The sequence below is a fragment of the Salicibibacter cibi genome (assembly GCF_016495865.1).
Taxonomy (GTDB): domain Bacteria; phylum Bacillota; class Bacilli; order Bacillales; family Marinococcaceae; genus Salicibibacter; species Salicibibacter cibi.
In genome coordinates, this window is record NZ_CP054706.1 from 3,351,136 (window position 1) to 3,377,244 (window position 26,109).

28 protein-coding genes are annotated in these 26,109 nt (G+C 42.9%); 3 read left to right on the forward strand and 25 right to left on the reverse strand.

Features of this window, described 5'->3' with window-relative positions; genetic code table 11:
* Nucleotides 1-11: 11 nt before the first annotated feature.
* Both HUG20_RS16685 and HUG20_RS16690 read right to left on the reverse strand, forming a co-directional pair.
* The gene (locus HUG20_RS16685; protein ID WP_200085810.1) at nucleotides 12-554 is read right to left on the reverse strand and encodes a hypothetical protein; all 543 of its coding nucleotides are present in this window, start codon (nucleotides 552-554) and stop codon (nucleotides 12-14) included.
* 185 nt (nucleotides 555-739) lie between these two features.
* On the reverse strand, nucleotides 740-1,177 hold the full coding sequence (locus HUG20_RS16690; protein ID WP_200085811.1) for a hypothetical protein: 438 nt from the start codon (nucleotides 1,175-1,177) through the stop codon (nucleotides 740-742).
* 141 nt (nucleotides 1,178-1,318) lie between these two features.
* Here HUG20_RS16690 and HUG20_RS16695 point away from each other — a divergent pair, with 141 nt between their 5' ends.
* Together HUG20_RS16695 and HUG20_RS16700 are read left to right on the forward strand one after the other, a co-directional pair.
* Complete coding sequence (locus tag HUG20_RS16695) at nucleotides 1,319-1,771, forward strand: prepilin peptidase (protein ID WP_200085812.1); 453 nt, start codon at nucleotides 1,319-1,321, stop codon at nucleotides 1,769-1,771.
* 51 nt (nucleotides 1,772-1,822) lie between these two features.
* On the forward strand, nucleotides 1,823-3,142 hold the full coding sequence (locus HUG20_RS16700; protein ID WP_246476455.1) for a DUF5068 domain-containing protein: 1,320 nt from the start codon (nucleotides 1,823-1,825) through the stop codon (nucleotides 3,140-3,142).
* A gap of 123 nt (nucleotides 3,143-3,265) precedes the next feature.
* Here the strand turns inward: HUG20_RS16700 and HUG20_RS16705 are convergent, their stop codons facing one another.
* From HUG20_RS16705 to HUG20_RS16795, 19 genes are all read right to left on the reverse strand, one after another.
* Nucleotides 3,266-3,937 (reverse strand): DUF4328 domain-containing protein, encoded by a 672-nt coding sequence (locus tag HUG20_RS16705; protein WP_200085813.1) that lies wholly within the window; start codon nucleotides 3,935-3,937, stop codon nucleotides 3,266-3,268.
* Nucleotides 3,938-4,028: 91 nt separating this feature from the next.
* Nucleotides 4,029-5,402, reverse strand: a complete 1,374-nt coding sequence (locus tag HUG20_RS16710) for a vWA domain-containing protein (protein ID WP_200085814.1) — start codon at nucleotides 5,400-5,402, stop codon at nucleotides 4,029-4,031.
* A 143-nt stretch (nucleotides 5,403-5,545) separates the two neighbouring features.
* Nucleotides 5,546-5,839, reverse strand: coding sequence for a hypothetical protein (locus HUG20_RS16715; protein WP_246476456.1), 294 nt, complete (start codon nucleotides 5,837-5,839; stop codon nucleotides 5,546-5,548).
* Nucleotides 5,840-6,217: 378 nt separating this feature from the next.
* Nucleotides 6,218-6,505 (reverse strand): LamG domain-containing protein, encoded by a 288-nt coding sequence (locus tag HUG20_RS16720; protein ID WP_200085815.1) that lies wholly within the window; start codon nucleotides 6,503-6,505, stop codon nucleotides 6,218-6,220.
* A gap of 1 nt (nucleotide 6,506) precedes the next feature.
* The gene (locus HUG20_RS16725) at nucleotides 6,507-7,595 is read right to left on the reverse strand and encodes an IS630 family transposase (protein ID WP_200085816.1); all 1,089 of its coding nucleotides are present in this window, start codon (nucleotides 7,593-7,595) and stop codon (nucleotides 6,507-6,509) included.
* Between the two features lie 105 nt (nucleotides 7,596-7,700).
* Complete coding sequence (locus tag HUG20_RS16730) at nucleotides 7,701-7,979, reverse strand: hypothetical protein (protein ID WP_200085817.1); 279 nt, start codon at nucleotides 7,977-7,979, stop codon at nucleotides 7,701-7,703.
* A 16-nt stretch (nucleotides 7,980-7,995) separates the two neighbouring features.
* Complete coding sequence (locus HUG20_RS16735) at nucleotides 7,996-9,099, reverse strand: hypothetical protein (protein ID WP_200085818.1); 1,104 nt, start codon at nucleotides 9,097-9,099, stop codon at nucleotides 7,996-7,998.
* A 252-nt stretch (nucleotides 9,100-9,351) separates the two neighbouring features.
* Complete coding sequence (locus HUG20_RS16740; protein WP_200085819.1) at nucleotides 9,352-10,614, reverse strand: hypothetical protein; 1,263 nt, start codon at nucleotides 10,612-10,614, stop codon at nucleotides 9,352-9,354.
* A 473-nt stretch (nucleotides 10,615-11,087) separates the two neighbouring features.
* Nucleotides 11,088-11,714 carry a hypothetical protein gene (locus tag HUG20_RS16745; protein ID WP_200085820.1) on the reverse strand — a complete coding sequence of 209 codons (627 nt, stop codon included), beginning with the start codon at nucleotides 11,712-11,714 and terminating at the stop codon, nucleotides 11,088-11,090.
* A 131-nt stretch (nucleotides 11,715-11,845) separates the two neighbouring features.
* Nucleotides 11,846-12,820, reverse strand: a complete 975-nt coding sequence (locus HUG20_RS16750; RefSeq protein ID WP_200085821.1) for a DUF6612 family protein — start codon at nucleotides 12,818-12,820, stop codon at nucleotides 11,846-11,848.
* 99 nt (nucleotides 12,821-12,919) lie between these two features.
* Nucleotides 12,920-13,426, reverse strand: a complete 507-nt coding sequence (locus tag HUG20_RS16755; RefSeq protein WP_200085822.1) for a hypothetical protein — start codon at nucleotides 13,424-13,426, stop codon at nucleotides 12,920-12,922.
* A gap of 18 nt (nucleotides 13,427-13,444) precedes the next feature.
* Nucleotides 13,445-14,098 (reverse strand): Tad domain-containing protein, encoded by a 654-nt coding sequence (locus HUG20_RS16760; protein WP_200085823.1) that lies wholly within the window; start codon nucleotides 14,096-14,098, stop codon nucleotides 13,445-13,447.
* A complete protein-coding gene (locus HUG20_RS16765; protein WP_200085824.1) occupies nucleotides 14,095-14,478 on the reverse strand; it encodes a TadE/TadG family type IV pilus assembly protein in 384 nt (127 codons plus the stop codon). Before HUG20_RS16765 ends, HUG20_RS16760 begins: the two co-directional genes overlap by 4 nt.
* The gene (locus HUG20_RS16770) at nucleotides 14,462-14,926 is read right to left on the reverse strand and encodes a DUF4234 domain-containing protein (RefSeq protein ID WP_200085825.1); all 465 of its coding nucleotides are present in this window, start codon (nucleotides 14,924-14,926) and stop codon (nucleotides 14,462-14,464) included. Before HUG20_RS16770 ends, HUG20_RS16765 begins: the two co-directional genes overlap by 17 nt.
* A 25-nt stretch (nucleotides 14,927-14,951) precedes the next feature.
* On the reverse strand, nucleotides 14,952-15,653 hold the full coding sequence (locus HUG20_RS16775; RefSeq protein WP_200085826.1) for a hypothetical protein: 702 nt from the start codon (nucleotides 15,651-15,653) through the stop codon (nucleotides 14,952-14,954).
* A gap of 28 nt (nucleotides 15,654-15,681) precedes the next feature.
* Complete coding sequence (locus tag HUG20_RS16780; protein WP_200085827.1) at nucleotides 15,682-16,290, reverse strand: YwiC-like family protein; 609 nt, start codon at nucleotides 16,288-16,290, stop codon at nucleotides 15,682-15,684.
* A gap of 13 nt (nucleotides 16,291-16,303) precedes the next feature.
* Nucleotides 16,304-17,995: a YtxH domain-containing protein gene (locus tag HUG20_RS16785; RefSeq protein WP_200085828.1), complete on the reverse strand. Its 1,692-nt coding sequence runs from the start codon at nucleotides 17,993-17,995 to the stop codon at nucleotides 16,304-16,306.
* Nucleotides 17,996-18,049: 54 nt separating this feature from the next.
* Nucleotides 18,050-19,474, reverse strand: a complete 1,425-nt coding sequence (locus tag HUG20_RS16790; RefSeq protein WP_200085829.1) for a VWA domain-containing protein — start codon at nucleotides 19,472-19,474, stop codon at nucleotides 18,050-18,052.
* 135 nt (nucleotides 19,475-19,609) lie between these two features.
* On the reverse strand, nucleotides 19,610-19,819 hold the full coding sequence (locus tag HUG20_RS16795; protein ID WP_090399096.1) for a hypothetical protein: 210 nt from the start codon (nucleotides 19,817-19,819) through the stop codon (nucleotides 19,610-19,612).
* A 262-nt stretch (nucleotides 19,820-20,081) separates the two neighbouring features.
* Between HUG20_RS16795 and HUG20_RS16800 the strand changes: the two genes are divergently transcribed.
* Complete coding sequence (locus tag HUG20_RS16800) at nucleotides 20,082-21,557, forward strand: transposase (protein WP_200084121.1); 1,476 nt, start codon at nucleotides 20,082-20,084, stop codon at nucleotides 21,555-21,557.
* A 158-nt stretch (nucleotides 21,558-21,715) separates the two neighbouring features.
* Here HUG20_RS16800 and HUG20_RS16805 read toward each other — a convergent pair whose 3' ends face one another.
* The 4 genes from HUG20_RS16805 to HUG20_RS16820 are packed head-to-tail and all read right to left on the reverse strand — an operon-like array spanning nucleotide 21,716 to nucleotide 26,106.
* The gene (locus HUG20_RS16805; protein WP_200085830.1) at nucleotides 21,716-22,648 is read right to left on the reverse strand and encodes a type II secretion system F family protein; all 933 of its coding nucleotides are present in this window, start codon (nucleotides 22,646-22,648) and stop codon (nucleotides 21,716-21,718) included.
* A 4-nt stretch (nucleotides 22,649-22,652) separates the two neighbouring features.
* Complete coding sequence (locus HUG20_RS16810) at nucleotides 22,653-23,579, reverse strand: type II secretion system F family protein (RefSeq protein WP_200085831.1); 927 nt, start codon at nucleotides 23,577-23,579, stop codon at nucleotides 22,653-22,655.
* Nucleotides 23,557-24,930 (reverse strand): TadA family conjugal transfer-associated ATPase, encoded by a 1,374-nt coding sequence (locus tag HUG20_RS16815; RefSeq protein WP_200085832.1) that lies wholly within the window; start codon nucleotides 24,928-24,930, stop codon nucleotides 23,557-23,559. Before HUG20_RS16815 ends, HUG20_RS16810 begins: the two co-directional genes overlap by 23 nt.
* A 27-nt stretch (nucleotides 24,931-24,957) precedes the next feature.
* On the reverse strand, nucleotides 24,958-26,106 hold the full coding sequence (locus tag HUG20_RS16820; protein ID WP_200085833.1) for a CpaE/TadZ family protein: 1,149 nt from the start codon (nucleotides 26,104-26,106) through the stop codon (nucleotides 24,958-24,960).
* Between the last annotated feature and the right edge of the window lie 3 nt (nucleotides 26,107-26,109).

Sequence of the window (26,109 nt, forward strand, 5' to 3'; positions counted from 1 at the left end):
TGCAGTGCCCATTATTGAATCGCAAATCGATACTCGATGCCACTTGCCTCTTCTGTCTCAATTCGAACATCATAAACGCCTTCGATCGCCTGTATTTCGATGATGCCGTCCATGTCGCCCGAAACCTCTTCGTTCCACACGACTTCATTGTCGCCCCGGCGCTCAACGATGATGTCAAATGTGCCTGCATCCACGGACGCTTCATAGTAGACGGGAAGAATATTGTTCGGATTCTGGGCCGGAACATCAATCTCCGGTATATCGTCGTAGGAGCCTTGTAACGTTCCAATCGATAATTCATATTCATCATTAGCCGTCATATTGCTCGAAGCATTAATAACGACCGATCCCCCCGGAAGGCTGAATGCCAAGGTAACGATGAGCGTCACAAACGAAATACCCGTTAAACCTGCTGCGCCCACAAAACTTAACACGGTGCGTGCATTCACACGAGACTGGGCATCGCCTGTCCAACCTTTGTAAAAAATAGAAAAAAGAAGATTAAAAAGCCGAACAATAAGCGGGAACACAATCGCCCACCCTAAAGCGATCATCCAATGAATATCGTCTACAAAAATAAATGTTGAGATTTGATGAACCCCTTCCTCTTATAAGGTCATCTCACCCCATTGGCGATCTCTTCCACTGTCGGGTCGTCGCGGATAGTTCATCATCTACCTCGGTATCAAGTCTCGATAAATACTCCCCAATCTCAGGCCACTCCCCGGAAGAAATGAGTTCATCGGGATAGGGGATATCCGGATATCTGCTTGGTAGCGCGTGAGACCGGTTCGGTAAACACAAGCGCGATGATGTCGACCATTAATTCTTCCTCACCCTGCATCATCATATAGTAATATTCCAGCATGGACACGTACATTTTCGCTTTATCGTCAAGATTATCATCTTCCTTATCTACGCATATATGAGCACTCATCATTTCCATTTCCTGCTCCAGCGCATCTTGAGAATCAAGCACACTGCCATTCAGCCGTTCTTTTAGCTCATTCATATCGCCCTCGCTAAATTGACCGGCGATAGTATGTACGTTACTCTCTAAGTCTTCTTCCGGGTCACCACAGTCCACATCTTCTTGCAAAATATCTTTTTTATCAACGATTTCTGTGATTTCCGTTGAACTACACCCGATTAAGATAAAAAGAAGGAGAATGGGCAATTAATTATATCAATGGTCCCAGTGTTATGCGGTTTTTATCTATTTTTTTATCAACGTTATTTGCAACATGTAAAAGAACAATGCCAGATTTATAAAAGTATCCTGAAAATGCTACAATCATACTCAGGAAGGAATGACATTATGCTATCTTTATTACTTTTACATGCCCCATTTGTACTTATTATTCTTTTTTCGGTGGTTACCGACCTAAAAAAAAGACTGATTTATGATAAAGTAACGCTTCCGGGAATGCTTTATTTCCTTCTTTTTCACGCTATTTTTAACCTTCCCCAATGGCACATGTATGTATTGGCCGGGCTGGTGTTAGGAGGTATCCATCTTTTACTGGCTATTGTCAGCAAAGGGCAAATCGGCGGCGGGGACATCAAATTATTTACACTTATTGGTTTTGCCATAGGTTGGGATGGTGGCTTTTCCATTTTCATTTACACCTATTTAATCGCGGGGTTGTTGGCACTACCTTTTCTTATTTACATTAAGTTCTTTCGTAAGAGAGAAAAAGCTGTCATGATGCCTATGGCACCATTTATCGCATTAGGGGTTATAACATTTTATCTAGGCGAAAGTTTCTAATTGCCTAATGTAAATGAATCATTTATTATATGTTTTAGGAGGGTGAAAATTATGGAAAAATTAAAGTTGCCAATTTTATTATTGCTCACCTTAGTTCTTGTGACTGCTTGCGGTGATGAGGATACAGGTTCAGAGCAAGTAACCGAAGCGGAAGATCAGGAAAATATGAACGAAGAAAATACTGAAGAAGGGACCGAAGAACCAACAGAAGTCCGGAAAGAAAGTGAAACGGCTGACGCTGAATTAGATGACGAAAGTGACGAGCCAGACACAGACAGTAGCGGTAGCGGTGATTTTGACGAATTGATTACATATATGGAAGATGCTACGGAAGGAACAGCCGATTTAATCCTTGAAAATGAAGAGGATCAAACCTTTGATGTAGATGACGATTTCACTGTTTCTTTGGATGCTTTCCAATTGGTGGAACTCAACGGCATTCATACAAATTTTGAAATTCCATTCAATGACCAGACTGACGGCGGGGTTTTAATCGCAGAATATACGGTAACCAATGACCTGGATGATGATGCTTACTACATGCCAACCTTTGACATTTCTTATACAGGTGCACAAAAGGCTCATAGCGGCAATAGAGATCTGCTTCCGGAAGAGGAGCAAATCGCAACCCATTTAGCTCCTGACAATGATTACCATATTGAAGCAGGGGAATCCGTTACCGGTTTTTACGCCTATCCTTTCGGAGAAGATGAACTCGAGGATCTGATGGACGAGGGAACCATCGAGATAGAAATGCCCTCTGCTCTCTCTGAACCCGAAGCATATGACTCAACGATCGGCTCAAACGGACAAATGAATGTCGATTTAAACGAAGAAGAAAGCGGGGACGAATCGGAGAACGGCGGGGATTTCTATGAAGATGGAGCAACAGCTACGAACATGGGAGACAAAGAGATGGTAAAGGAAGCAGAGGGCATCGGTGAAAGCGAAGAATTAGAAGATTATACGGTTGAACTCGAAGGATACCAATTCACTGAGTTCACCCCAAATTCCGATGAAGAACCTCGATTTGCGGACTTTGACAACGGCGTTGTCCTTCTTACCGTTAAATTCAATGTTGATAATCAAGGCTCAGAGACGATCGGATTATCACCCCTTTCCTCAACACTAACCGTCAATGATGGAAATCAATGGCTTACCGGCGAAGGCATGTTGCTCGATTACAGTGTCGATGATGTAATCGAAAGCGGAGAATCAGGAGAAGTATTACAAGTTTATACCTTGGATCAAGAACAATACGAAAAAATATGGAAAGACAAAGAATTCGAAGTTGAATTCGGTCCTATACGCGATGAAGACGCACAAGATATTTCCAAAGGTCACACTGCAGAATTTGTTTTACCTGAATAACAAGGAAAACCTCCGTCCTTTTTGGGCGGAGGCTTCTTTCTTAACACATCAGTAATCATTCCTTCAAATAGCTATAAACGTAATGGCATTAAAATGGCTTGTATTCATGGTTTACCTTTATTTCTATTCCGCTGCATAACGTTTCGTATTATCGTCACTATAAGCCTTTTCCATCTCAAATAATCGTTTCGTCATCAAGTGAATGATCCGAAGCAACGCAACCCCCGCAATTAATAAACTGAATTCGCCAAGAGCATAAACCAAGGCGTTGGACCGGATCTCTCCAATTGTCATTGTTTCCCAATTCGTGTCAAAGTCCATAAAAACTGTCGAGATTGCCCATACGAGAAGGAAAAATAACCACCACGCAATAATCCAGCTATTTAACGTATGCACCTTCAATCGCTTGACCTGTGCCCGGTTGATTTGCCACATGGCAACAGGCGGCATTACTAAACTGACAAACGGGACAAAATAAATCGCTAAAACCAAACCCGGATGATAGATCGAGTCCTTCGATTCCATCAACCTTGTCCGTTTATGTAATTGAAAGACCCATATTAAAAATAAAACAGCAGTCACAACCAACGTTAAAAACATGAATAATGTGGAGAGGAGGATAAATACATCAACAGTCAATTGCACCCCCAAATCAACGTCAATCGCATCTAGCGTTTCCGCAGGTGGATAAGAACCCAGCGTGTACCATTCGAGTAGATCTGCCGTTATCGTAAGAATGATGGCAAAGAGACTGACACTAAGTGAAATGATTAAAGCATTTTTTAACATTCGCATTATAAGTTCTCCCTTGTATTACAGACATTCACTCGAATGTAAATATCCCACGCTTTTACTTACGTGGGATATATCCTTACACTCTTGATTATCAATCATCAATATCTTCATTCCTCAGTTCTTGCCTTTCCTCTCGGCTTTCTTGTCTGATATCCCGACGATCCTCTCTTCCCCCTTCTCTTGCTTCTTGCCGTAAATCCCTGCCTTCGCTTCTTATATGGGAACGAAGAGTACGTGCCCGTTCTCTAATAGACGACCGAATTGAACGCTCATCCACTTCTTCCACCTGCGATCCTAGCTGTTCCGTAAGGTTTCTTAAGTAAGATGCTTCTTCTCCCGTAAGGTCCCTGGCTTGCCCTTCCACATCACTGACTTCATCGGAAAAATCCGAATACTGCTCTCGACTTTCCGAATAACCCTCTGATTCCCATTCCCGCCATTCATTGATTAATTCATCCCGTTCTTCTTCAAAAGCTTCACGCAACTGCTCACCTGTGTCTGCAGGCAAATATTCACCATTACCGGCATCGGCAATTTCCATTAACGCATCCTGTTCATCGTCGGGCACATCGAAACCGATAATATTTACCATGGCTTCGATGCCACTCTCGTTTAAGTCCTCAGCAGCTTGAGCCGGATCACCACCACAGGTTTCTTCCCCATCGCTAACCACATAAACGATATTTTCAACGTCCTCGCCTTCTTCGCCTGCCAAATCCTCTTGAGCTGCTTCGATGGAAGCGCCCAACGGTGTATAGCCTGTTGGTTCAAATTGATCTAAGGCATCCGTGAAGGTTTCTTCATCATAAGAACCAAGCGGATAGACTTCTTCCGTTCCCGCGCACGATTCTTCCTTGTCTTCTTGTTGGTTGCTGCCTTCATGCCCATAAACGCGAAGGGAGATGTTTGCTTCCTCAGGAACCTGACTTACGAAATCCTCAACAGCGTCTTTCGCCAAGTCCATCTTTGTGCCTCCGTCCATTTCTTCAGCCATGCTGCCACTGGCATCAAACAGCACTTGCACGTTCATCTGACCACCATCTTCACCATCGGTTTCCAGTTCATCAGGATTTTCATCCGTGCTATCATATTCAAAGGATTCTCCATCGAAATAATCTTGGTAATCCCGATAATCCTCGGCCACTAAATCAAGCATCATAGGGAGAAGTTCTGATTCATCTGCACCATCCTCCGCAGCCGCCACTAAGGTTTCAACCACAGCCGCTTCTTGATCTTCATCATAATATGTTCCAGGTTCCGCACGCATCCATTCTTCCGCATCATCACCTGAAAAGCGTTCCGGATCATTAAATTCAAGCTCAGGTTCATCAGAGCTAACTTCTTCACCCGAAGTTTCTTCCCCTGAAGTCTCTTCTACTGTAGGATCATCCTCCTCAGGTGCCTCTTCATCTGAGCAGGCAACGAGCATGATCAAAAGAAAAGTACTAACAAATCTAAGTTTCATAACCATCAACCCTTTCCGCTATGGCACGGCAAATACAGCTGTCACTTATTTTATGCTAGAACACAGATAGATATTATAATAGGGGAGCATTATAATCTGTTCTACCCCCCTTATTCAACCTGAGTATCATTCCCATTCACGTTTTATTCCCGATGCTCTACCTCAATCATAAATAATCGTTTCGTCATAAGATGAATGAGGACAATTAGTGCAATCCCGGCAATAATGAGTGCGATATCGGCCACGGTTTGTATGATCGCATCGGATTGCATTTCAGCGATCGTCCTTTCCCCTTCAACATCGATATCAAGAAAGAGGGCGGAAGCCATTCTCACGAGCAGAAATCCCCACCACATCATAATCCATGAGCTCAAAGATTGGGCATGTAATCGTTTGCTTTGTTCTTGATTCAATTTCCACATACTAACCGCCGGCATAATGAAGCTTACAACTGGTATAAAGTAATAACCTATCGCCCAGCCGGGATGGTCGATGGTCTTTCTTGATATGTTTTTCCACCCTTACTCTGCTATATTAATTAATCCGATCACTGATGAACCATATAATCCCAGTTTCGTTCCCTAGTGCCGTATCTCAAAAGTCCTTTCAAGTAAAAGCTTCCGAAATCGGCATTTTTTCATTCAATCTGAATGAAACTGATGTTTTTTACCTGTAAAATGTCGTTCATTTCCTTTTGCCGAACGAAAAATGATTATTACTTGATTATCGTTCGTTTTTAGGCTTTAAAAAAAGATACACATATCCCATTTATGCCTGAGAAGCTTCGAAACATTTGGGATCTGTTGGTCAAAACGTTACATGGGCGCAATCGCAAAGGCAAAATCATTGGCCAATAAAGCAACGATTTCATCCATCGTCCCTCTGAAAGGGGTGGACTCCCATTTTCCTCGGTGATTGGCCATGCCGAGTTGGTAATACTGACCTGTGACTTTTGTTAATCGTGCTCGGTTGACCTTTTCACCGTCTTCCACCGAGTAAATGACCAAGTGTTTCCCATGTTTGCGGACGTTTAGGTGGGTCCATCCATTTTGTTCTAAATCTTGCTCTAACGCAAATTGATCCCGTTCATCCGGGTTTGGCATGCTAACCAGCCTCCTTGGGTTCATGTTGCATCGGATAACCGCCAAATGTCCAGTTAAACGGATGGCCTTCGTCTTGATTCCAATGCTGAATGAATCTCAGGACGACGGCTTCTAATTCCTGGGTGGAATGGAAGCTGCTCCATTTCAAGCATCGGCGGTGCAAGATGGAGAAAAAGATCTCGATCTGGTTCATCCAAGAGGCATGCTTCGGCGTATAATAAAAGGTGAATCGGTTGCCGTGCCTCTTGTTGAATTGGGTCCATCGCTCGGACGGCCCGTCATGATGAATGTTTAAGTTATCCCACACAATAATGACGTCTTGATGCGGATACGCTTCAGCCAGTTGTTCCATAAAGGCCAATAGGTCATCAGCCTTTCGAGTGGGGCGGCATTGAGCAACGACATCCCCGGTCGTGATTTCAAACCCTGCAATCAGTGACGTTGTCCCGTGGCGAATGTATTCATGCTCATAACGACCCGGTTTCCCGGGCGATGCCGATGCCGGTTCGAATGTTCGCTCCAGCGCCTGCATCCCTGTTTTTTCATCCACGCAAATGACCACCGTATCTTTGGGCGGATCAAGGTAGAGCGAGACGATATCATTCACCTTTTCCCGAAACATCGGATCTTTGCTGTGGAGCCACATCTCTTGACGATGAGGCCGGAGGTCATTGCGTTGGAGCGTACGCTGAACACTTGAACGACTCATCGCCGGCCCTTGGGTATGTTGAATGGTTGCTTCGGCGAGATTATCCAGGTTCCAGTAGGGTCGGATGGTGAAGCCATACGCTTGCGGCTTGTCACAGGCAATGGCAATCACTTCGCAACGTTGTTCGATGTCAAACTTCCGAGGCGCTCCGGAACGAGGCTCATCATGGAGCCCCTTCATTCTGTGTTTCTTAAAGCGCTTGCGCCATTTCTTCACGGTTTTTTCCGTGGTGTTTAGTTCTTCGGCAACTTGACGGTCGGGCTTCTTTCGATAAATCGTCTCGTAAACCACATGCGCGCGAAATTTTTGTCGATATTCGACTCGTTGGCCATTTTTCTTCTCCTGCAATAGCCGTTTCTCCTTCTTGGTTAGAGAAGCCATGTCGTTCACCCCCGTAAAATATTAAAATGGATGTTATTTCCATTCTATCAATCTATCGGGAGATATGTGAACAGGAGTTTTGGAAAGAATTTCTGATACAGACCACTAGCCTGTCGCAAGCCTCATCACTAAAAGCAAAACTCCCATATACAGAAGTGATTGAAAAGCTAGTTTACCTGATACAGTTTTATTTTCTTGCACCAAACGCATACAGTTTAAAATTGTTCCATATGTTAGCGCAAATGCTATCACCAATAATATAGTGGACAATGGTTCATTTCCAACAATCCAGTTTTCAAAACTGGTTGAAGAAAGACCTAAAATTAAAAAGGTAGCCATATATAATATACCAAGAAAGGTTACCACATTTAAGAAACGATTCATTACTCACACCTCAAAATTAGCGAAAGTATTTTTCTATCCAAAATTTTATAGTATTCTCTCTGAACGTTTTATACTGATCTTTCATCCAATCAATTCCGTTATTTATGTTCTCCTTTACAGTAGGCATAATTTTATCTTTCACAACATTTTCAGTCGTGTTATATAAACTACTAAGAACCGGTCCTAACGTGGTCACCAGCGGGTATGTCGCTAATAGTCCGCCAGATATTAATGTGGATGCTATGAATGTAGTTAAACTCAGATTATCTGAAAGCGCAGTATAAACCGTTCCAAGTGTTACGGATGAACCCAACCATGTAGCCATTTTCCCAAGAAATCCAGTTGACTTGAAAATAACGTAGGCATTTCTTAAAAATCCACCTGTAGCAATACCAAAAACTGTGTTTGTTAAAAAGTTTGTCAAACTCATACTTCCGCCATTAAGTAAATTTATGATTTCACCAAATATAGATGTCATCACTGATGGGAGGGCTAAACCTATAAAAAATTTACTCTTAACAAAAGCAATAGCCGCCTTTCCAAATGTTGTACCTTTAAATGCAGTCCATGCCGTCGATAACCATCCACTAATAGTAGTCCCCATACTAGTTATCCAACCGCCAACTTTAGATCCTTTTAGCGCTGCCCATGCCGTAGACAACCATCCGCTTATGGCACCGCCCAAATTGCTCGCTCCTAGCCTAAGAGCACCAAAGATACCTCCGGCCCCTTTGATCCAGGCTGCAGCTCCACCAAGGACAGAACCAATTTTCGCTTGCAATAAAGCATATTGGGAACCAAGCGCCAACACAGGACTAGACATCAGGACCATCCCTGCTAATTTACCAACAACGGGCGCCAAAAAGCCTCCTGCAGATGCGAGTACCGCATGTAGAAAATTGAAGTTTTCTCCACCAACGATTAATCCATAGAGACTTCCCCCCAACACTGCAAGAGCGGCTCCTCCAATAACGACAGCCGATGTCAACAGAATAGGCTTTATAAGTACGATCACTAATGCAACAGCAGCAACCACTGCGATTGCTGTTAAAAGACCTTTAATTAATCCTTGAGCCCAATCTGGGAGATTATTTAACCAATCCGTGATTCCTTCCCACATACTCGCACCGGTTTCCCAGGACCATAATGATCAGAGATAGCAGCAAACGGAATCAATGCTAAGAAACCCTCGGGAGAAGATAACAAATCCCCAGCTATGGAGCTAAAAGACTCTCCATCAAGAAGGCGATCAATGGCATCCGCGGTTCAAAATGGATAAGGTCACCCGACTTCCATCGTATGATATTATTTTCCCCATTCATTTATTGTCATGAACGAATAAGAGTCTACTGCCTATAATTGTCCTTCTAAGCTACTCCTCACTCAACGTCGCGTTCACCCGGCCAAGCAGGTTGTTTGTTTCCTGTCTGAGTTCGGAATAGAGCTCCTCAAACTCTTCTTTATTCTGTCCTGGATCTTCAAATTGTCCCAACTGCCCCCAGAGGCTTTTCACCATTTCCATATTTTCATACAATTGCATATCCAACTCGGATTGTGGCGCTGGTATAAGCAAAGTTGGCTGACCAAGTTTTTCAAATTCGGCAAGCACTAATGAAAAAGCTTCGTGATCATACATGTCATTTTCCATGAAATATTCCAAGTCATTCAGCGCAGGCGCCGTTAATTCAAACATCTGCATGATGCCTCTTTCCAAATTCGTTGCTTCTTCCCACGTGCGGTAATCTTCTCGATCCAGATCGTCAAATTCTTCCGGCGGGGTTGAAATAAAGAGGTCATAAACTTCATCCTTGGTGGCTGTATCTGATAACTTGTAAGCTTCTTCGTCGGTTAAGGCAATAAAAGCATCATGATAATTGGTCACATGGATGGTGGATCCATCCTCACTCATAATACTACGAACCGGATCATCATCGAGCTCAAAATATATCCGACCATCCTCATCCATAAATTCTTCTTCTGTCTCCTGTTCGGTATGTTCCCTGAGGTTTCCGTCATCTCCATAGGGGGAATCCATCGACATGGTATCAATTTGAAGCGCTTCTCGATCAGCTTCCGGCAACGGTGTATTTTCATCTTCTTCCACGCTCTCATTACCATTTTCGTCGTCGTCCAAATAGTGCATAAGGTCATACTGCTCGAACAACGCTTCTCTTCGATCTTCGAATTCCTCCAATGTTTCACCGGATTGCTGTAAGTAGTCAGCTGCTTCCTCAGCAACGACATCAGCTTCAGCCTCTTGACCTTCTTCCAAAAGGAGCAAACCTTCATACTGCTTTTCCATTCCGGCTTTTACTTGTTCGGTCGATTCAATTTGTATTTGGTTTAAATCGTCCACCTCTTCGTGCTCCAGTTCTATATCTTCAAGAAAAGCCAACATTTCCTCCAGATGAGGCAGCATTTCCTCTTCCATAAAATCTATAAATTCTTGATCATCTGCATCTTGATATACCATTTGCTCTGCTTGATCAGAATTTTCATCATGTTCTTTTGCCATGTCGTTATATGTTTGCCATTCACCTGTATGATAGTCTTCTAACTCATCAGCTGCGGAGTTGCTGCTGCAAGAGACCAGCAGCAAACTCGCACTTGTAACGGATAATAAGTATCTTTTCATTATAATCACCTACGAATTTACAAGCCACTATTTGTTCTTTATTTTAAAACTTTTTCTACAATCCCGACAGATATACGTTGTCTTTTCTAATAAAAATATCGGGGAAATCACGATAAATAGCACTCCGAACATCAAGGTAAGCCCTTGTATATACGCATCCGGTATTAATAAACCAATTAATAAAAATGCAACCCCTAGAATAATCATGCTCAATAGCTTCTTCTGTTTCGTCATTATTCTTAGATTCTTCGAATAACAAGTTGGACATGATTCTGCCATAATAATCACCTCTGCTATTGTTGCAAAAATATAGTAATAGTTCTTCATTACTTATACATCTTTTCAAATGAATAGGGGATAACTCCGTGACACGTAAATTATCTACATCGAAAATGGCATAAAATGTACATAACATGTACCCTGGATGTACCCCCTTAATAAGATGAATGAAATGACACTATCCTTGCTTATTTTCATTGGACGTTTAATGTATCACCATCTTCTGTTTCAACGATAATCTCTTTGTCTCTAAGCTCATCTTTTTCCACAGACAGATATTGTCTCGGCATTTCATAATCTTCTTCATCGTCACTTTCATGAGGTTCACGATGAATATCAACAATGACTCTAGCTGTGTCATCATCTTCAAGGACGATTTGTTGGGCTCGTAGTTCATGCCCCATGTAATCATCCGTTTGATAAAGCAAAACGTCCTGCTGGTCAAGGTCATCAAATTCTTTGTCGTCATCATCAGGTTGGTTATCTTCGGTATAAAGCCAAACGCCGGCTTCTGGCTGACGATCGGGATAACCATATCCAATCCAAGTAACACGCTGAAAATCGACGGTATCAATTGTATCGTCGGGATCTGATGGAGCTACACCTTCAGTATTCTCCTCATTTGTATCATCTTCGTTAGTCGCATTATCTTCTTCATCCTCTTGTGTAGTGCCTTCGCTCTCCGTACTGGCTTCTTCACTGTCTGTTTCCTCTTTAGTTTCATCACTGTCGTTCGGTTCAGATGCCGTTTCCTCACCCTCACCACATGCCGTTAGCATCAATGCAAAAGTCAAAAACAATATGTAGCGAAAATGTTTCAATGCTAATCCCCCCTCGTAAATAAATACTTATTTTTAAAGTTATTTCAGCGGATTTAGATTCAGTAAACTACGCAAAAACAGGGAGCACACTTTAAGCATGCCCCCTTTGACTTTGACAAAGGGTACCGATATTAAATATCCAGATCATCCTCTTCTGGCTCTTCCATTTCACCTTCTAGATCCTCGATATCAATCGCTTCGTCGATGGCTTCTTCTGGTATGTCAATGTCATCGATTTCATCGAAGTCGGAGAAAGTCCCTTGCATTTCTTGAGACATCTCCATCGATTGTCCTCCTTCTTCCATCTCCATTTCCATATTCATCTCTATTTCATCTTGATAGAAGGTTTCTTTGTCAATATACATCACATAATCCAGAGCGTTGATGTCCATCTCGACTTGGTCCATTTCTTCCTGCATCTGGGGATCTCCGATCGCTGCAAATTCCTGGATGAGCTCCATGAACTCATCACCGGAACCTTCAACATTTAAAGCATAACGGTCCTCTTCTTCTTCCACATCGAGATCACTTGCAAATGCTTTCATCATCTCAAGCTGTTCTTGCGGGGACATCTCCAGATCCTCAATGTTTTCCAGACCCAAGTCACTGCTGTCCATCATGATCCATTCATCCATTTCCGGATCCAGCATATAAATCGTGCCCTCTGCATCCATGTATTGTTCGATTTCCATTTCTTCTCCCGTCATGGGATCAGGCGTAACCATTGTTTGTGAAAACGACATCGGATCTAAAACAGCATCTATGCTCATCGTCATATCCATCGGCATTTCTTCACCGTCTACGCTTATGGTCTGGTCTATATCCATTTCTCCACTGTAACTATTTATTTCATCCATGGCCTCCATGGACTCGCTCAATACCTCTTCTGCATCCATCTCTTCTTCCGTCGCGTCTGCCTCTTCTGTGCCTTCATCCATACCATTTTCGTCTGTCTCTTCTGTTCCCTCCGTCTCTACTGTCTCCTCTTCCTCCTCTGCTGATTCAGCGTCGTTTTCAACTTCTTCAGTATCCGTGTCTTCATCTCCACAAGCTGCCAACATCAGCATACAGGCGGATGCTGTTAAAAATCCTTTCATTTTCGTCATTAAGGCTACCTCCTCGATATGTATTACTTTACCTCTAAAGCATACTTCTTATCTCAAATTATTCACTCTTTGAATGCTTCATAACCAGACTACGATAAATCATGACTCTTCTTCAGAAATTTCATGTCGCTGTAAAAGGACATCCATCCTTGTTTGAAAAAGCAACGATTGCTCATAAGCACGTTCATAATATTCATCTCGTTCCTGAAATAGCTCTTCAGCTCTATCTTCATCCTCTTCCTCAATCGCGACTATAAAAGCCTCTTCTTCAACATTTATAGCTGCTAGGTAATATTGTGCTTCCGCTTGTAGCATAGCATGAAGGTCTTGATTGTCCGTATGAGATAATTCTACGTCATGAAGGTAATTATTCATGAGTTCAATCTGCGGTTGTAAGTCGTTTATAATAATGGAAAACATTTCTTCCTCATCGCCTAAATTAGCTGCCGCCTGATATTCGTCATACATTATCGTCAAGTCTTCTTCTATATTACGATATTCAGCATGTGGGCCATGTACATATTCAAGGAATTCTTCTTCACCCGTTTCGTTACAAGCCGTTAACAGGAATATACCCAATAGCGAAAACAACATCATCTTTGCCATTTTCTCAACCTCTTCATCTTATAAACTCCGATTGTTCCACGATAATACTTCAACAAAAGATATATCCAAACCAATCCCTCTTTGGTGGATTTCTTCACTTCCTTCATCGATCATACCGCCAAATGCGACTTGATCATAAGTGACAGCCGTAGTAACCTCAATTCGATTTTCTTCATTAAACATCGTTATCGTCGTCTCGTCTAAGCTTCCGTTATTTCTTGTAATGATTTCAGAAACTTCGTTTGAAATCTGCTGGCTCGCATCAACGAGTGCTTCTTCAATTTCCTCCTGTAAATCTTGATCCTCGGGAATTTCTTCTTCGAGAATTTGGTTGATCGCCTGAATTTCAGCTTCATTTTCACTATAGTCTTCCGCATCCATAAGCTCGTCTTTTCTTTCCTCAACAAACTCTTCTAACTCTTCGTCTTCATCCTCGTCGTCTTCCTCACGTTCATAATCACCAATGACATCAAGCATTTCTTCGTATATAATGCTCGTCGCTGCGAGACTGGCTTGTTCTGCAGCTGTCCCGGCTTGTTCGTTAGTCGCAAATATTTTCCCGAAATTGACGATGAATGCAAGCATCAAAGCGATAATCATGATTAACCCGATCGTGAGATAAGTTACATTGCCTTTTTCGTTTTTCAAGTGCTTAATGCAATTCATATTCATGGGATCACTCTGCTAGTCACTGAATGATCAAGGGTAACAGAAGCTTCATTTCGCCATTGTGACGGTACAAAGATTAATCCGTGATCTACCGATATTGACGCTTCAAAATAACCGGAACCATCGGGCGCTATAGAAAAGTTTTGAACGCTAAGTGCGCTACTATCCCCGACAACTTCTCGGGCAATAGCTTCCGCTTCATCAATTTCTTCTGTTACAGAATATACTTTCGCAGCTTCGTTCACGGCCGATTGCGAACTCATAACGGCATAACCCGAAGCGACCGCCTGCCACAGGATAAGGAAAAACATGAAAATAAAGGGGAGGACACCAAGTAATTCAATGGTTGCTGATCCGCTTTCTTTTTTACAATGCTTTAGCATCTGTCTCACCTCTCTTGTGAAAAGCACGATTTATATAATACTGCAAATAGACGTGCATAAACAAAATCGTAAGGACTATATTTGGCTCTTTTCCCTCTACATTTTTTTTGAAAATATACCTTGTCACCAAGGATAAATAAATTAATGATATAAAACCGAACCAACTGACCCAACTCTCAAAAGCATTATAAATGAGAAAATAAGGGGTTAAGATATACACCCAAAAACTTAAAAGTAACACAGCAGTAAGAGCTCCAAAAGAAATTAAAACTAGGAATGGAAGCCCCATAGGAATGAAACGGAAATAGTCGAATTGGTTCAATGCTTTCCTTCTCGTTAGAAACCAATAAGGAGAATACATTCCCACTGTTAAGATCGTAATCGCAACGATTAACCATACCTGGGACTTTTTCGGTTTATGCGTGTCTTGTGGCTGAGTCGCTTCCATGATTACCCTTCCTTTTCAAATTCACTTAGAAATTGGCGGCTTCATATACTTCAAAGCTCTCCTGGTGCCGATTAAGATAAATAATTGAAATAACGCAAACGAATAACGGTATGATCAGAATATTTACAGATAACTGCATAATGGTCATCGCAAGCGGTAACTCTGTCACAAGCGAGGTGCTAAAAGTTAAAATGGCAGTCAAAAACACGTTAAGGGAAATGAACATGAGCACAAAAATCCCAACATCAACTAAGGAAGTTCTAAACCATTGAAGTAATTCCCTTAGAAGATCACGTCCATGTTTATTGTGAATGATCGCAACATATGGATGGAGAACCGTCATAATGAGCAAAAACACTCCCGGCAACACAAATGCAAACAACCCAGCAATCGATACAAAAATAAACAATATGGTACTACCAATGACAGGAAGTAAATATTTGAAAAAGACTTTGATACTATCTGAAACTTTCACTTTTTCATGAACGAGAGATGTTGCACACATAGAAATAAAGGGTAGCTGAGCTAGAATCAAAATCGTGATTGCTATAACGATTGTCACAAATGTGCCTACCACTTCAAGGTTATTAATACCGAAATATTGAGTAGCTCCTACACGAATAAAAAATTCTAAAATATACAAGGGAAGGACGATCACCACTGATAAAATAAGTACATTTATCAAATTTTGGTTATATAAACGAAACGCATCTTTTACTACATCCATTCGTAATCGCAACCTTCCGTGGGAATTACTATTCACTGGCTTGTTTTACACCTTCATATGATGGAACTATTACTAATACAATTAGATAAGCGAAAGGAACAAGCATTGAAGCTAAAACTGTCATGGCTACTCCTGTTCCATGTTGAGAACTAATCGCTACTGCATAAAGATAGCTTGAAGGTCCAATAACTGCAGACACTAACAAAACAGTCGCATAAATTTTCCCTCCAACAGGGTTTTTTCTCGGTTGTCTTATAACACCCAATAAATATTTTCTTTTTATAATAGCGAGGGCTAACACAAGGACATAAACAATAAATAGCGTTAGCCCTAACCATAAAGCCTCATCATAGACTCTCCATGCCATGATGAGCATAACGAGCGCACTAACATTGAGAACAACTATATTATAGATAAATCTTTGTTTCCTGTCATGATGTCTCTTTGTTATAACATTGATTACTCCATAGATGATCAAAAGACCGACTATGATTGAAAGGAACCATGCATAGAACCAATCAAATTCAGGTGTTGCAATTGCAAAAATGCTCAATAGAACTGGGATACTTATAAGTCCTAACGCTCCTTTCCTCTCTGTGCGCTCCCGTTCGCTTACTACTTCCCGTTGATTCTGCATCCTATCAACACCTTTAACCTCCAAAGATTCCTTTCACGCCATCCCAAGCTTTACTAGCTGTATTTTTTACAGTATCTCCTACAGCTTTAGCAGCATCATTTCGAATCTCTCTTAATTTATTTACTCCTTCTGCACCTTTATCAAGAGTCCACTGCACCCCGGACTGTATATTATCTCTTAACCTTTGTCCTGTAGAACTCATCATAAATAGAGATGCACCTATACCTACTCCTGCTCCAACGATGGTTCCTATACCCGGCACTATAGATCCTGCAGCAGCACCTGCAGCAACACCCGTACCAATACTTGCCGCTGCAGTTCCACCACCAACGATTCCTACATCGGTAATGACTTCAGAAGCAAATGCAGTACCACCAGATTTATCACCTACCGTATAATCCCAAACATGCTGGCCTACACTTAACCCCGCTCCAACAAAGCCAGCACCTCGTAAATTAGTGGTTAAAGACCTAAATCCATCGGACGCAGGATTTAAATTGTTATTAAACCAACCTCTCATGCTGTCCGTAAAATTAGTATAAGGTGCCTGGGTACCTGTAAACGCACCAACTATATCATCGCCGAAATACGCATGAAGACCTCCACGTCCAAGATCCAGTGCATCATCAACTAAGCTTAATCCTTCATCTGCTGCTCCCATAACAGTATTTGATAAGGACATTACATCCCCTTCATTTGCCGGATTCATAATATCCCAAACTTCACCCGGCATTGATAGCATATCAGACGCTGGAGAATCGTCTAATTCTGCACTTGCTACCGCTTCTCCGTCATTTGCTCCATAACGATCTCCAATTTCTCTATCTGCTGCGTATGGGTTATTGCCATATGGATCGTCGTACCCTGAGCCATCTCCTTCAGGGCCTTCTCCCGTGCCTGAACCATCGCCTCCTTCAGTTCCATCTCCGCCGGGACCGTCTCCCTCGCCGGGGCCATCGCCTCCTTCGGTTCCATCTCCGCCAGGACCGTCTCCCCCGCCGGGACCATCGCCTCCTTCAGTTCCATCTCCGCCGGGATCGTCTCCCCCGCCGGGGCCATCGCCTCCTTCAGTTCCATCTCCGCCGGGATCGTCTCCCCCGCCGGGGCCATCGCCTCCTTCAGTTCCATCTCCGCCGGGATCGTCTCCCCCGCCGGGGCCATCGCCTCCTTCAGTTCCATCTCCGCCGGGATCGTCTCCCCCGCCGGGGCCATCGCCTCCTTCAGTTCCATCTCCGCCGGGATCGTCTCCCCCGCCGGGGCCATCGCCTCCTTCAGTTCCATCTCCACCGGGATCGTCTCCCCCGCCGGGGCCATCGCCGCCAGGGCTGTCTCCACCTCCTGGAAGGTCACCTCCGCCAGAACCGTCTCCTTCGCCAGGAGCGGATCCTTCAGGTATATCACCAGGTGTAATCGGGTTACCGGGTGCTATCGGTGTAGCGGGTGTAATTGGGCTCCCTGGTTCAATGGGATCACCGGGGTTCGGTTGATCCCCGGATTCCGGTGGATCTCCCGTTTCAGGCGGATCCCCAGGTATAATTGGATCGCCCGGCTCTATCGGATCACCGGGAGTAATGGGGTCTCCCGGCTCTATAGGACTACCGGGATTAATCGGTGTGAACGCTAAACCAGTCAATGAAAATAAAGGTGAAAACGTTAGAAAAATCGCTATTACGCCAGCAAAGAGCCTGCGAAATGTTTTATTCATGAGATTTAACCTCCAAAACTTTGCTATTTGGCTCTATGTTTCATTCTTGATGTGTTAATCATTGACATATTCATCTTGTAATTCTTCTATGTCTTCGACCATTTCCTCATAATTTTCTTCATTAATGTCCTGCAGATCGTCTTGAATCTCATCGGCGATATCCCATTTCATGCTTTGCAGGTCACTTGATTCAGACTGAATGTACTGACTTGCCTCATTTGAAATGATCTCCTCATCTCTAAGAAAACGAGCGATATCAGAGCGAGCTGCATAATCCTGAGCACGCATTAAATCTGTCCAATCATTTCTATAACCTGCAATTGTTGAATGCTTCATACTATACCAGTCTCTGCTTGCATCAACCTCAGCCCCACTCAACCAGTCCTCCCAGCGCTCCGAAAGCTCTTCCGATTGCTCAAGTTGCTGGGTTAATTCGTCTTCATTTGCCGCATTCGTATACGTCCCTTCCGTCATTTCGGCCAATTCACGCAGTTCTTCTTGCCCTTCAGGATCGATATCAAAGCCGATGATATTGAGAAAAGGTTCCACCTCTGAAGAGCTCAGTTGTTCGGCTGCTTCAACCGGGTCGCCATCGCACGTTTCAATGCCATCACTGACGAGATAGATGATATTTGTGTTTTCTTCTCCCGGATAGTCTTCGAAATCTTGTTCCGCTTCTTGCAAAGAATACGAGATAGGCGTCCAGCCGGTAGGTTCCACGTCGTCTAATTCGTCGGCAAATTCGTCTTCCTCATACTCCTGGATGTCATAAACAAGCTCTGAACTATTACAAGACTCTTCTCTTCCTTCATTTGTGTTATCCCCTTCATGACCATACACACGTAAACCGATTTGGGCATCTTCAGGTAATGTTTCAACAAAGGATGCTATTGAATCTTTAGCGATGTCCATTTTCGATGTGCCATCTATCTCTTCGGCCATGCTGCCGCTGGCATCGAGGATGATCTGAGCATTAAATTGATCTTCAAACGAAAACTGCCCTTCATCTTCAAAGTCGGGGTGACCAATTTGTGTTTGACGGATTTGCTGTATAATATTGTCAGGATCAGGGAAATCCGTCGCGACCCAGGAATGAATGAGTGTCCAAAGTTTCTCGTAAGTTTCTTCCGTTTCCTCCCATTCATCAGCTTCAAACTCCATTAACGGTTCCATGACCTCCAGAAACTCTTCTTCATAATCATCCATTCGTTGTCCTGACAAAGGTCCGGGATCTTGTTCCAGTATTTCATCCAAGTTTTCAGGAGGAGAATTGACATCCGCTACAAGTTCATCCAATACTTCATTGGGATCCTGCTGCTGTTCAGTTGCATCATTTTCTTCATCCTGTTCTTCTTCACTTGGTTCATCTTCTACTTCGTTTTCCTCTTCCTGTTCAGTATCCTCCTCGCCTGAACAACCGGTAGCAGCAATAATTAAAGCGATAATAGGAATTATTACAAAGTGGTTTACCCTATCCATAGCGGAAGCCTCCTTATAAGCTAATAATATGTATAAATAGTATTATCATAAGGTAGTATGTAATCGTCGGATCCTTTAGATTAAGAGGTGCAACTCAGTTACACCTCTATTAAATGCATCAACTAAAACTTTACTTTAGCCACCAACCATTTGTTGGATTTGTTCCAAGATATCATCCACGATTTCGCCAACCGTATCTCCGCTTTCAGACAATGCTGTAGATAGCAATCCTAGAAGAATGATGATAACGGCTGCTATACCTAACCATTCAAGTGATTGCGCACCTTTTTGATTATTTAGGTGTGATGAGAGCTTTACATATGTTTGTTGGCACAATTTTTTCATGTCACTCACCTCCTTAATTTAGTAATAGCCTCTCGGCATTCGCCAAGGCTGGCGCGGCAAGGGATTCCTTGTCGCACCCATTTTGCTATCCTCCTACCTTCGGTAGGAGATTTTTATCTTTTCAATTTTAAATCCAGTCATGTGAATCACGAAAATTTCTTTTATAATTGGGTCTGTAAGCCCTTGACTTTTTCAAATCACCCTCATAATCGCCGGTGAAGGGAATGTATTTTCCTTTACTACGATTTTTGGGGGTTTTCTTTTGAAACCAACGGTTTTTCCTCATGACACGTATCAAACCTTTGTCCTTGAACAACTTCAGGAACACTACGGACGCTCCATTATCCATTTGAGTCAGGATTGGCCGCTCATCCTCAAATGTTGGCAAGCCGACCTTTCAGGCATTACCGGCCAACTGATGGAGCAGTATGCGGATCAAGGGCCAGAACCCCGCGATCCGGCTTCCATGTTGCGTTCCTATCTCGTCTTTTTGTTCACAAATCCCGGCATCGGGATCACCCAATGGATCAACGAAATGAAACGCACACCTATTTACGCGATCTTGAGCGGCTTTTCTCCTGATGATATCCCCGGGGTTGGCACGTTCTATGAGTTTATCGAGCGCCTCTGGCCCGAGGCGACCAAAAACTTAAAACCCAAGAAGCAAAAACCGAAAAAGAACAAGAAGAAGGGCCAAAAAGGAAAGAAAGGCCAAAAAGCCAATTACAAACCGGGTAAAGTCGAACGCTTCGCACGATGGTCGGAACGCCATATGGACATCGTCAAACCATTGCCCGGCGACCCACTTTTTCAGTTTTTCGAACAGAATATCTTAAAGGTTTCTGCGGACCTAGGCCTGATCGGAGATCCTGATGCGCTCAGTGTCGCCGGGGATGGTACGCCTGTTGTCACGCAAGCTTACCGGCGAAGCAAACCGACCTGTGATTGTCGCGCGAACGGGATTTATGGCTGCCATCATCATCGCATCTATTCCCAGCCGGATTGTGACGGTGGATGGGACAGCTCCCGTGAGAAGTACTTTAACGGCTATCATCTCTATATGTTAGCGGCCGCGGACAGCCCGCATGACCTGCCATTGTATCCACGTCTGCATCCGGCATCCCGGCATGATGCCGTCAGTTTGGTCGCGAGCGCGGTTGAATTCAACCAACGCTACACCTTGGGATCCGTGAATCGTATGCTTCTCGATGCCGCTCATGACGCCGAGGCTATCTATGAGCTCTTGGATAAGCAAGGTACCGAGCCTTTCATCGATTTGAACAACAGAAGCAAAAAGAATATCGAAACGAACAGTGATATTCAGATTTCACCCGAGGGCATTCCCATCTGCCCCAACGGTCGTGAAATGAAACCAAATGGCTTCGACAAATCCCAGAATCGCAGGAAGTGGCGCTGCACGCCATCCTGCGGGTGTTCGGACGCGACATACGGCCGGACCTATCACACGAAATCAAGTGACAACCTGCGTTTGTTTCCCAAAACGCCACGCGATTCTCAAGCGTGGAAAGACATCTACAAACGCCGCACTTCAAGCGAACGGACAAACAAACGCGAGAAGAATGATTATCAACTGGAAGCCGGTCGACACCGATCAACGATGATGTGGTACATGCGTATTTATGGCATTATGATCTGCCAACACATAGACGCCTGGTATGAAAGCCAAAAAGACGACTGGAACCAGCTCAAAACGACTATCTGCCCTGCCGCTGCTTAAGTTTTAAAAAACGACATCCAAAATTCTGCACGTATGCCCTTTTTTGAAAATGGTTTTCATTTCCATATGCTTCAAACCATTTTAGGCCTATTGTCTATCCGTTTCTTGCCTCGAACCACCCCCGTCGCCTTCTAATTCCGAGAGGCTATTAGTAATATTTATAGCAACACATCAAAGACGCCATGATCTCCGAATAGAAGATTTAGGACCATTAATCCGCCTATAAGGATCATTGCTGTTGGCAGGACAACAAAGGTTGTTATTAACGTCACTTTCGGAGATGCTTTTGAGGCTTGTTCTTTGATTTGTTCCTTCTTAATTTTGCGCATTTCCTCTGATTGAATTTTAAAAGTCTTTGACACGGGGACGCCTAGTTGTGCACCCTGAATCAAACCTTTTATTAATTTTTGAAACTCATAACTATCATTCCGCTCCAGGAGCTCATTATATGCTTGTTCACGCGGAACCCCTAAACTGATTTTCTGATTAAACCGGTTAAACTCTTCTTGAATCGGTCCTTTGAAATATGGACTGATTTGACGTAAGGCATTATCTAATCCCACACCTGCTTGTAACGTTACACTGACGGTATCCATGAAATCCGGCAAATTTCTGCTCAAATCTTCTTGCCTTTTTTTGACTTTCGAACGTAACCAATAAATAACTGAAAAATAACCGAGAACCGGTAGAGTAATCAGCAAAAGTGACCCGAATGGGAATCCTAATACGAATAGAAATATACCGACTACAGCTCCGAAAAGGAGTGAAAAAATCTTAAGCCCCTGAAAACGATCAACACTCAGCCCTAACGGATAACCAGACAGCATTAACCACTTTTCTACATCGATCGTTTCACTGAAAAAATTAATTCTATGGCCTAATGCAGATAAATCATCGGAGAACTTGAATACTTTGGATAATACCTTCTCTTTACGCGTGGCTACATTCTTTAAACTAGTTTCTAGTTCAGCAATTTCATGAACATGCTGTTTCAATTCTCTTCGTTGCTCGAGATATCGATAAAAAGAGATTAAACCCATAATCAAAAATAAATAAAAGAAAACGAGTGTTACAAAAATCAAGCCATCCATAAGATTACACCCTTATATCTGTTACTTTTCGTACGAGGAAAAAGGTTAGCACTGTTCCTGCGACGAATAAGGCAAGGAGTATTAAACCAACACCGGAAAACAAGGGATCAATAAATCCGTCCATAACGATGTTCATCATCAAAACGAGCGCAATCGGCATAGCGGGTAAAATATACGCGATATATTTTTGTTCAGCTGTCATAGACTTAATTTCCTGAGCCAACATTTTACGCTCATCCAAAGTATTAGCCATCTCATCAAGTACAGCAAAAAGGTCACTACCCGCTTTCTTCTGGATGATCAATGTAGCAACGAATATTTGAAAATCTCTACTGGGGACCCTCACCTGTAACTGTTCCAGGACATGGTTAAAATCAACGCCGAGAGCCAACTCGTTATTCATACGCCGAAATTCACTTTTCGCAGGTTCAGGGAGCTCCCTAGCCGCCAGGCTGATAGCTTGGTTCAATGTCATACCGGAACGGGTACCGTTGGCAAGTATCCGACAAATATCCGGGAGTTGAGCATTCAAACGTTCCTGGTACTTATGCCTTCGAAAATAGAATAATGATCGACGGCTGATTTCCATGACAACCGCACCGAGCAATACGCTGATAAATACTCCGATGTTAAAAAAATTCGAAGCCAGAAATGCGACGCCAAGTCCACCCACAATGAGGAATGCATAGAATTCCGATGCATTAAGAGGTACATTGGCTCTAATTAATTGGTCTTTAACCTTTTGAGCATGCACCGTACGGTCAAATTTTTCGCCTAGTACAACAATAAAGCTCTCTCTTTCCTGATTTTTATCAAACCAGCCTCCTATTTTCTTTTTCCATTCTTTCTTTGAAGCTCGATGACCCAAAAAATTGTAGAGACCTAAAAGTGCCAAAAGCACGGCAATACTAAATAATATAGCTGGCGTCACGGGTACCCACCACACTTTCCGGCTGAAATATTCGTTCATCTATTTCGGCACCATGCACTTTCAAACGATCTAAACAATTCGGGATATTGCCCGTCGCTTCAAAGACCCCCAGAACCTCTCCATTAGAATCTAATCCTTCACGTCTAAAACGAAAGATATCACGGATTTCTACTTGACCAGAATCTTGCACGTTCACCTCTGAGACAGAAACAATTCTTCTCTTTCCATCCGTAAGTCTTTCACCTTGAATAATGATATCAACGGCACCAACGATATACTCTCGGATGACATGAGCTGGTAATTCCATACCTGCCATAATAATCATACCCTCGACACGCCTAAATGCATCAAAGGGTGAATTGGCGTGGACAGTTGTTAATGACCCTTCATGTCCTGTATTCATCGCCTGCAACATATCAAACGCTTCAGGACCGCGAACTTCCCCAACAATAATGCGGTCAGGTCGCATTCGGAGCGAATTCTTCACCAGTTGTCGGATACTAATCTCACCTGTACCCTCTACGTTAGGCGGGCGCGCCTCCATACCTACGACGTTACTTCGATTTAATTGTAATTCCGCAGAATCTTCGATCGTAACCACGCGTTCCTGTTCCGGAATTGATTTCGATAGTGAATTTAACAGGGTAGTTTTACCACTACCTGTCCCGCCAGAAATAAGAACATTTAACTTCGCAGTAACTATTGCTGTTAAAAACTCATTAATTGGGTCATTTAAAGTCCCCAAGTCAATCAAGTCTTCCATTTCAAAGGGATCTTTGCGAAATTTACGTATCGAAATTAATGTTCCGTCAAGACTCACAGGGGGGATGACTGCATTCACACGGCTCCCATCTTCCAATCGAGCATCTACCATCGGTGAACTTTCATCAATTCGCCTTCCAAGTGGTGCGACGACACGATCAATGATATGCCTTAAGTGGGCCTCATCACGAAATTTCAATTCGGTTAAAGTCAGCTGCCCGTTCTTTTCGATGTAGACTTCCTCATGACCATTGATGAGAATTTCAGTGATTTCACTGTCATTAAGTAAAGGTTCAAGCGGACCGAATCCCACAGAGTCGTTTACCAATTGATCGATAAGTGAATCCTTACCTCTTTTTGAAAGCACGACTTTCTCTTCACTCATGAATTGATTCACAAGGCGCTCTATGGTGACACGCATTTCAGACGCTTCCATACTTGTTAAGTGGTCTAAGTTCGTTTCATTTAATAAGCGATCTTTGTAATGTTCCAATAGCCGTTCAGTATAGGCTTCATCATACGAAGAATAGGACAGCTGGCGAGTCGAAGTAGATGTATTATTACCTTTATTTTTAAATAGCGACGACATCAGGTATCCTCCTCCTTCGACAAAATGTTAACTCTTATGTTGGGTATGTACCCATTTTCTAATATCCTTCGCAAGAGCAGATAGTTTCTTTTCTTCTGCTGATTTTCGCAAGGGTTCCCCTTGATTGAGCAAGGGTTGTACTCCTTTCTCATCTCTTCTAAGTTGTACGGATGAGATGTTAGCTGCAATGAAGTTTTTCAAATCATCTAGTTTCAACTCATTCGTATTGTTCTTCATATTCACGATTAATTCCAGCCGATCGCTGGTATCCATACCCAATCTTGTGAACAATTCCTCTACCTGGCTGAAGATGCGTAATGATATCGTGTCAAGATTCATAACGTAGTAAATTTTTTCAGATTCTTCCAAAGCAGCATGTGTGTTGGCATTCATTTCAGCTGGAAGGTCGATAACAACAAAGTCATAACTTCTGCGACATGCTCGGATGATCCTTGCGATATCTGCATCTGTAATATTCTCCGCCTTTTCTGCATCCCTCGGACTTAACAACACCTCAATTTTTGAGTGTTCCTCGGCCTCTGTTACATTTCGAATATGATTCTCATTTAGCTCATTAATAACCGGCTGTAAATCAACAATCGAGCGATTACTGTCTATGTTCATGTAGGTTTCAACCCCGCCATATTGGAGGTTTAGATCCAGAAGAACCACTTCTGAATTTGAATCCAGCTGCAATGTCTGTGCGTAAGTTGAAGCTACCAGTGTTTTTCCAACTCCGCCCTTACCACTAAAAAACGAAACAACACTACCTCTTCCTCGCCTTAGCGAAATATTACTCGTTTTTTCACTATCTTCGCTAAAAAACTTAACACTCTTTTGTAAACGATCCTTGAATTGAGCAACTTCATCAGGGATGACAAAAAAATCATCAACGCCAGCGCGTACCGTTTCACGAAGCGAGAAAAAGTCATGACTCTGGCTAATGAACAAAATAATTGATGAATTTATTTCTCTTTGAATATACTGAAGTAAATCAATTTCATGTTCACCATCAGTTTCAGTCATGATTATAATGTCGGGTGAAATGCGATCAATCTCCATTTTTACTTCAGAAAAAGTGACACTCTCCGTATTAGGGTATTCTTCCAAAATATCCATTAATTGATCTCTAAAAGCCCCAACTTCATCTGTGATTAATAAAATTTTAGCGTCCATTGC

What these genes read in the sequence shown, in the direction of transcription:
- HUG20_RS16685 (WP_200085810.1), bottom strand. Translation starts at nt 554, where the DNA reads ATGATCGCTTTAGGGTGGGCGATTGTGTTCCCGCTTATTGTTCGGCTT.
- HUG20_RS16705 (WP_200085813.1), bottom strand. Translation starts at nt 3,937, where the DNA reads ATGCGAATGTTAAAAAATGCTTTAATCATTTCACTTAGTGTCAGTCTC.
- HUG20_RS16735 (WP_200085818.1), bottom strand. Translation starts at nt 9,099, where the DNA reads ATGTGGGAAGGAATCACGGATTGGTTAAATAATCTCCCAGATTGGGCT.
- HUG20_RS16695 (WP_200085812.1), top strand. Translation starts at nt 1,319, where the DNA reads ATGCTATCTTTATTACTTTTACATGCCCCATTTGTACTTATTATTCTT.
- HUG20_RS16710 (WP_200085814.1), bottom strand. Translation starts at nt 5,402, where the DNA reads ATGAAACTTAGATTTGTTAGTACTTTTCTTTTGATCATGCTCGTTGCC.
- HUG20_RS16815 (WP_200085832.1), bottom strand. Translation starts at nt 24,930, where the DNA reads ATGTCGTCGCTATTTAAAAATAAAGGTAATAATACATCTACTTCGACT.
- HUG20_RS16770 (WP_200085825.1), bottom strand. Translation starts at nt 14,926, where the DNA reads ATGGAAGCGACTCAGCCACAAGACACGCATAAACCGAAAAAGTCCCAG.
- HUG20_RS16780 (WP_200085827.1), bottom strand. Translation starts at nt 16,290, where the DNA reads ATGCAGAATCAACGGGAAGTAGTAAGCGAACGGGAGCGCACAGAGAGG.
- HUG20_RS16740 (WP_200085819.1), bottom strand. Translation starts at nt 10,614, where the DNA reads ATGAAAAGATACTTATTATCCGTTACAAGTGCGAGTTTGCTGCTGGTC.
- HUG20_RS16755 (WP_200085822.1), bottom strand. Translation starts at nt 13,426, where the DNA reads ATGGCAAAGATGATGTTGTTTTCGCTATTGGGTATATTCCTGTTAACG.
- HUG20_RS16785 (WP_200085828.1), bottom strand. Translation starts at nt 17,995, where the DNA reads ATGAATAAAACATTTCGCAGGCTCTTTGCTGGCGTAATAGCGATTTTT.
- HUG20_RS16700 (WP_246476455.1), top strand. Translation starts at nt 1,823, where the DNA reads ATGGAAAAATTAAAGTTGCCAATTTTATTATTGCTCACCTTAGTTCTT.
- HUG20_RS16765 (WP_200085824.1), bottom strand. Translation starts at nt 14,478, where the DNA reads ATGCTAAAGCATTGTAAAAAAGAAAGCGGATCAGCAACCATTGAATTA.
- HUG20_RS16805 (WP_200085830.1), bottom strand. Translation starts at nt 22,648, where the DNA reads ATGGATGGCTTGATTTTTGTAACACTCGTTTTCTTTTATTTATTTTTG.
- HUG20_RS16775 (WP_200085826.1), bottom strand. Translation starts at nt 15,653, where the DNA reads ATGGATGTAGTAAAAGATGCGTTTCGTTTATATAACCAAAATTTGATA.
- HUG20_RS16750 (WP_200085821.1), bottom strand. Translation starts at nt 12,820, where the DNA reads ATGACGAAAATGAAAGGATTTTTAACAGCATCCGCCTGTATGCTGATG.
- HUG20_RS16715 (WP_246476456.1), bottom strand. Translation starts at nt 5,839, where the DNA reads ATGCCGGCGGTTAGTATGTGGAAATTGAATCAAGAACAAAGCAAACGA.
- HUG20_RS16730 (WP_200085817.1), bottom strand. Translation starts at nt 7,979, where the DNA reads ATGAATCGTTTCTTAAATGTGGTAACCTTTCTTGGTATATTATATATG.
- HUG20_RS16725 (WP_200085816.1), bottom strand. Translation starts at nt 7,595, where the DNA reads ATGGCTTCTCTAACCAAGAAGGAGAAACGGCTATTGCAGGAGAAGAAA.
- HUG20_RS16790 (WP_200085829.1), bottom strand. Translation starts at nt 19,474, where the DNA reads ATGGATAGGGTAAACCACTTTGTAATAATTCCTATTATCGCTTTAATT.
- HUG20_RS16760 (WP_200085823.1), bottom strand. Translation starts at nt 14,098, where the DNA reads ATGAATATGAATTGCATTAAGCACTTGAAAAACGAAAAAGGCAATGTA.
- HUG20_RS16720 (WP_200085815.1), bottom strand. Translation starts at nt 6,505, where the DNA reads ATGCCAAACCCGGATGAACGGGATCAATTTGCGTTAGAGCAAGATTTA.
- HUG20_RS16820 (WP_200085833.1), bottom strand. Translation starts at nt 26,106, where the DNA reads ATGGACGCTAAAATTTTATTAATCACAGATGAAGTTGGGGCTTTTAGA.
- HUG20_RS16795 (WP_090399096.1), bottom strand. Translation starts at nt 19,819, where the DNA reads ATGAAAAAATTGTGCCAACAAACATATGTAAAGCTCTCATCACACCTA.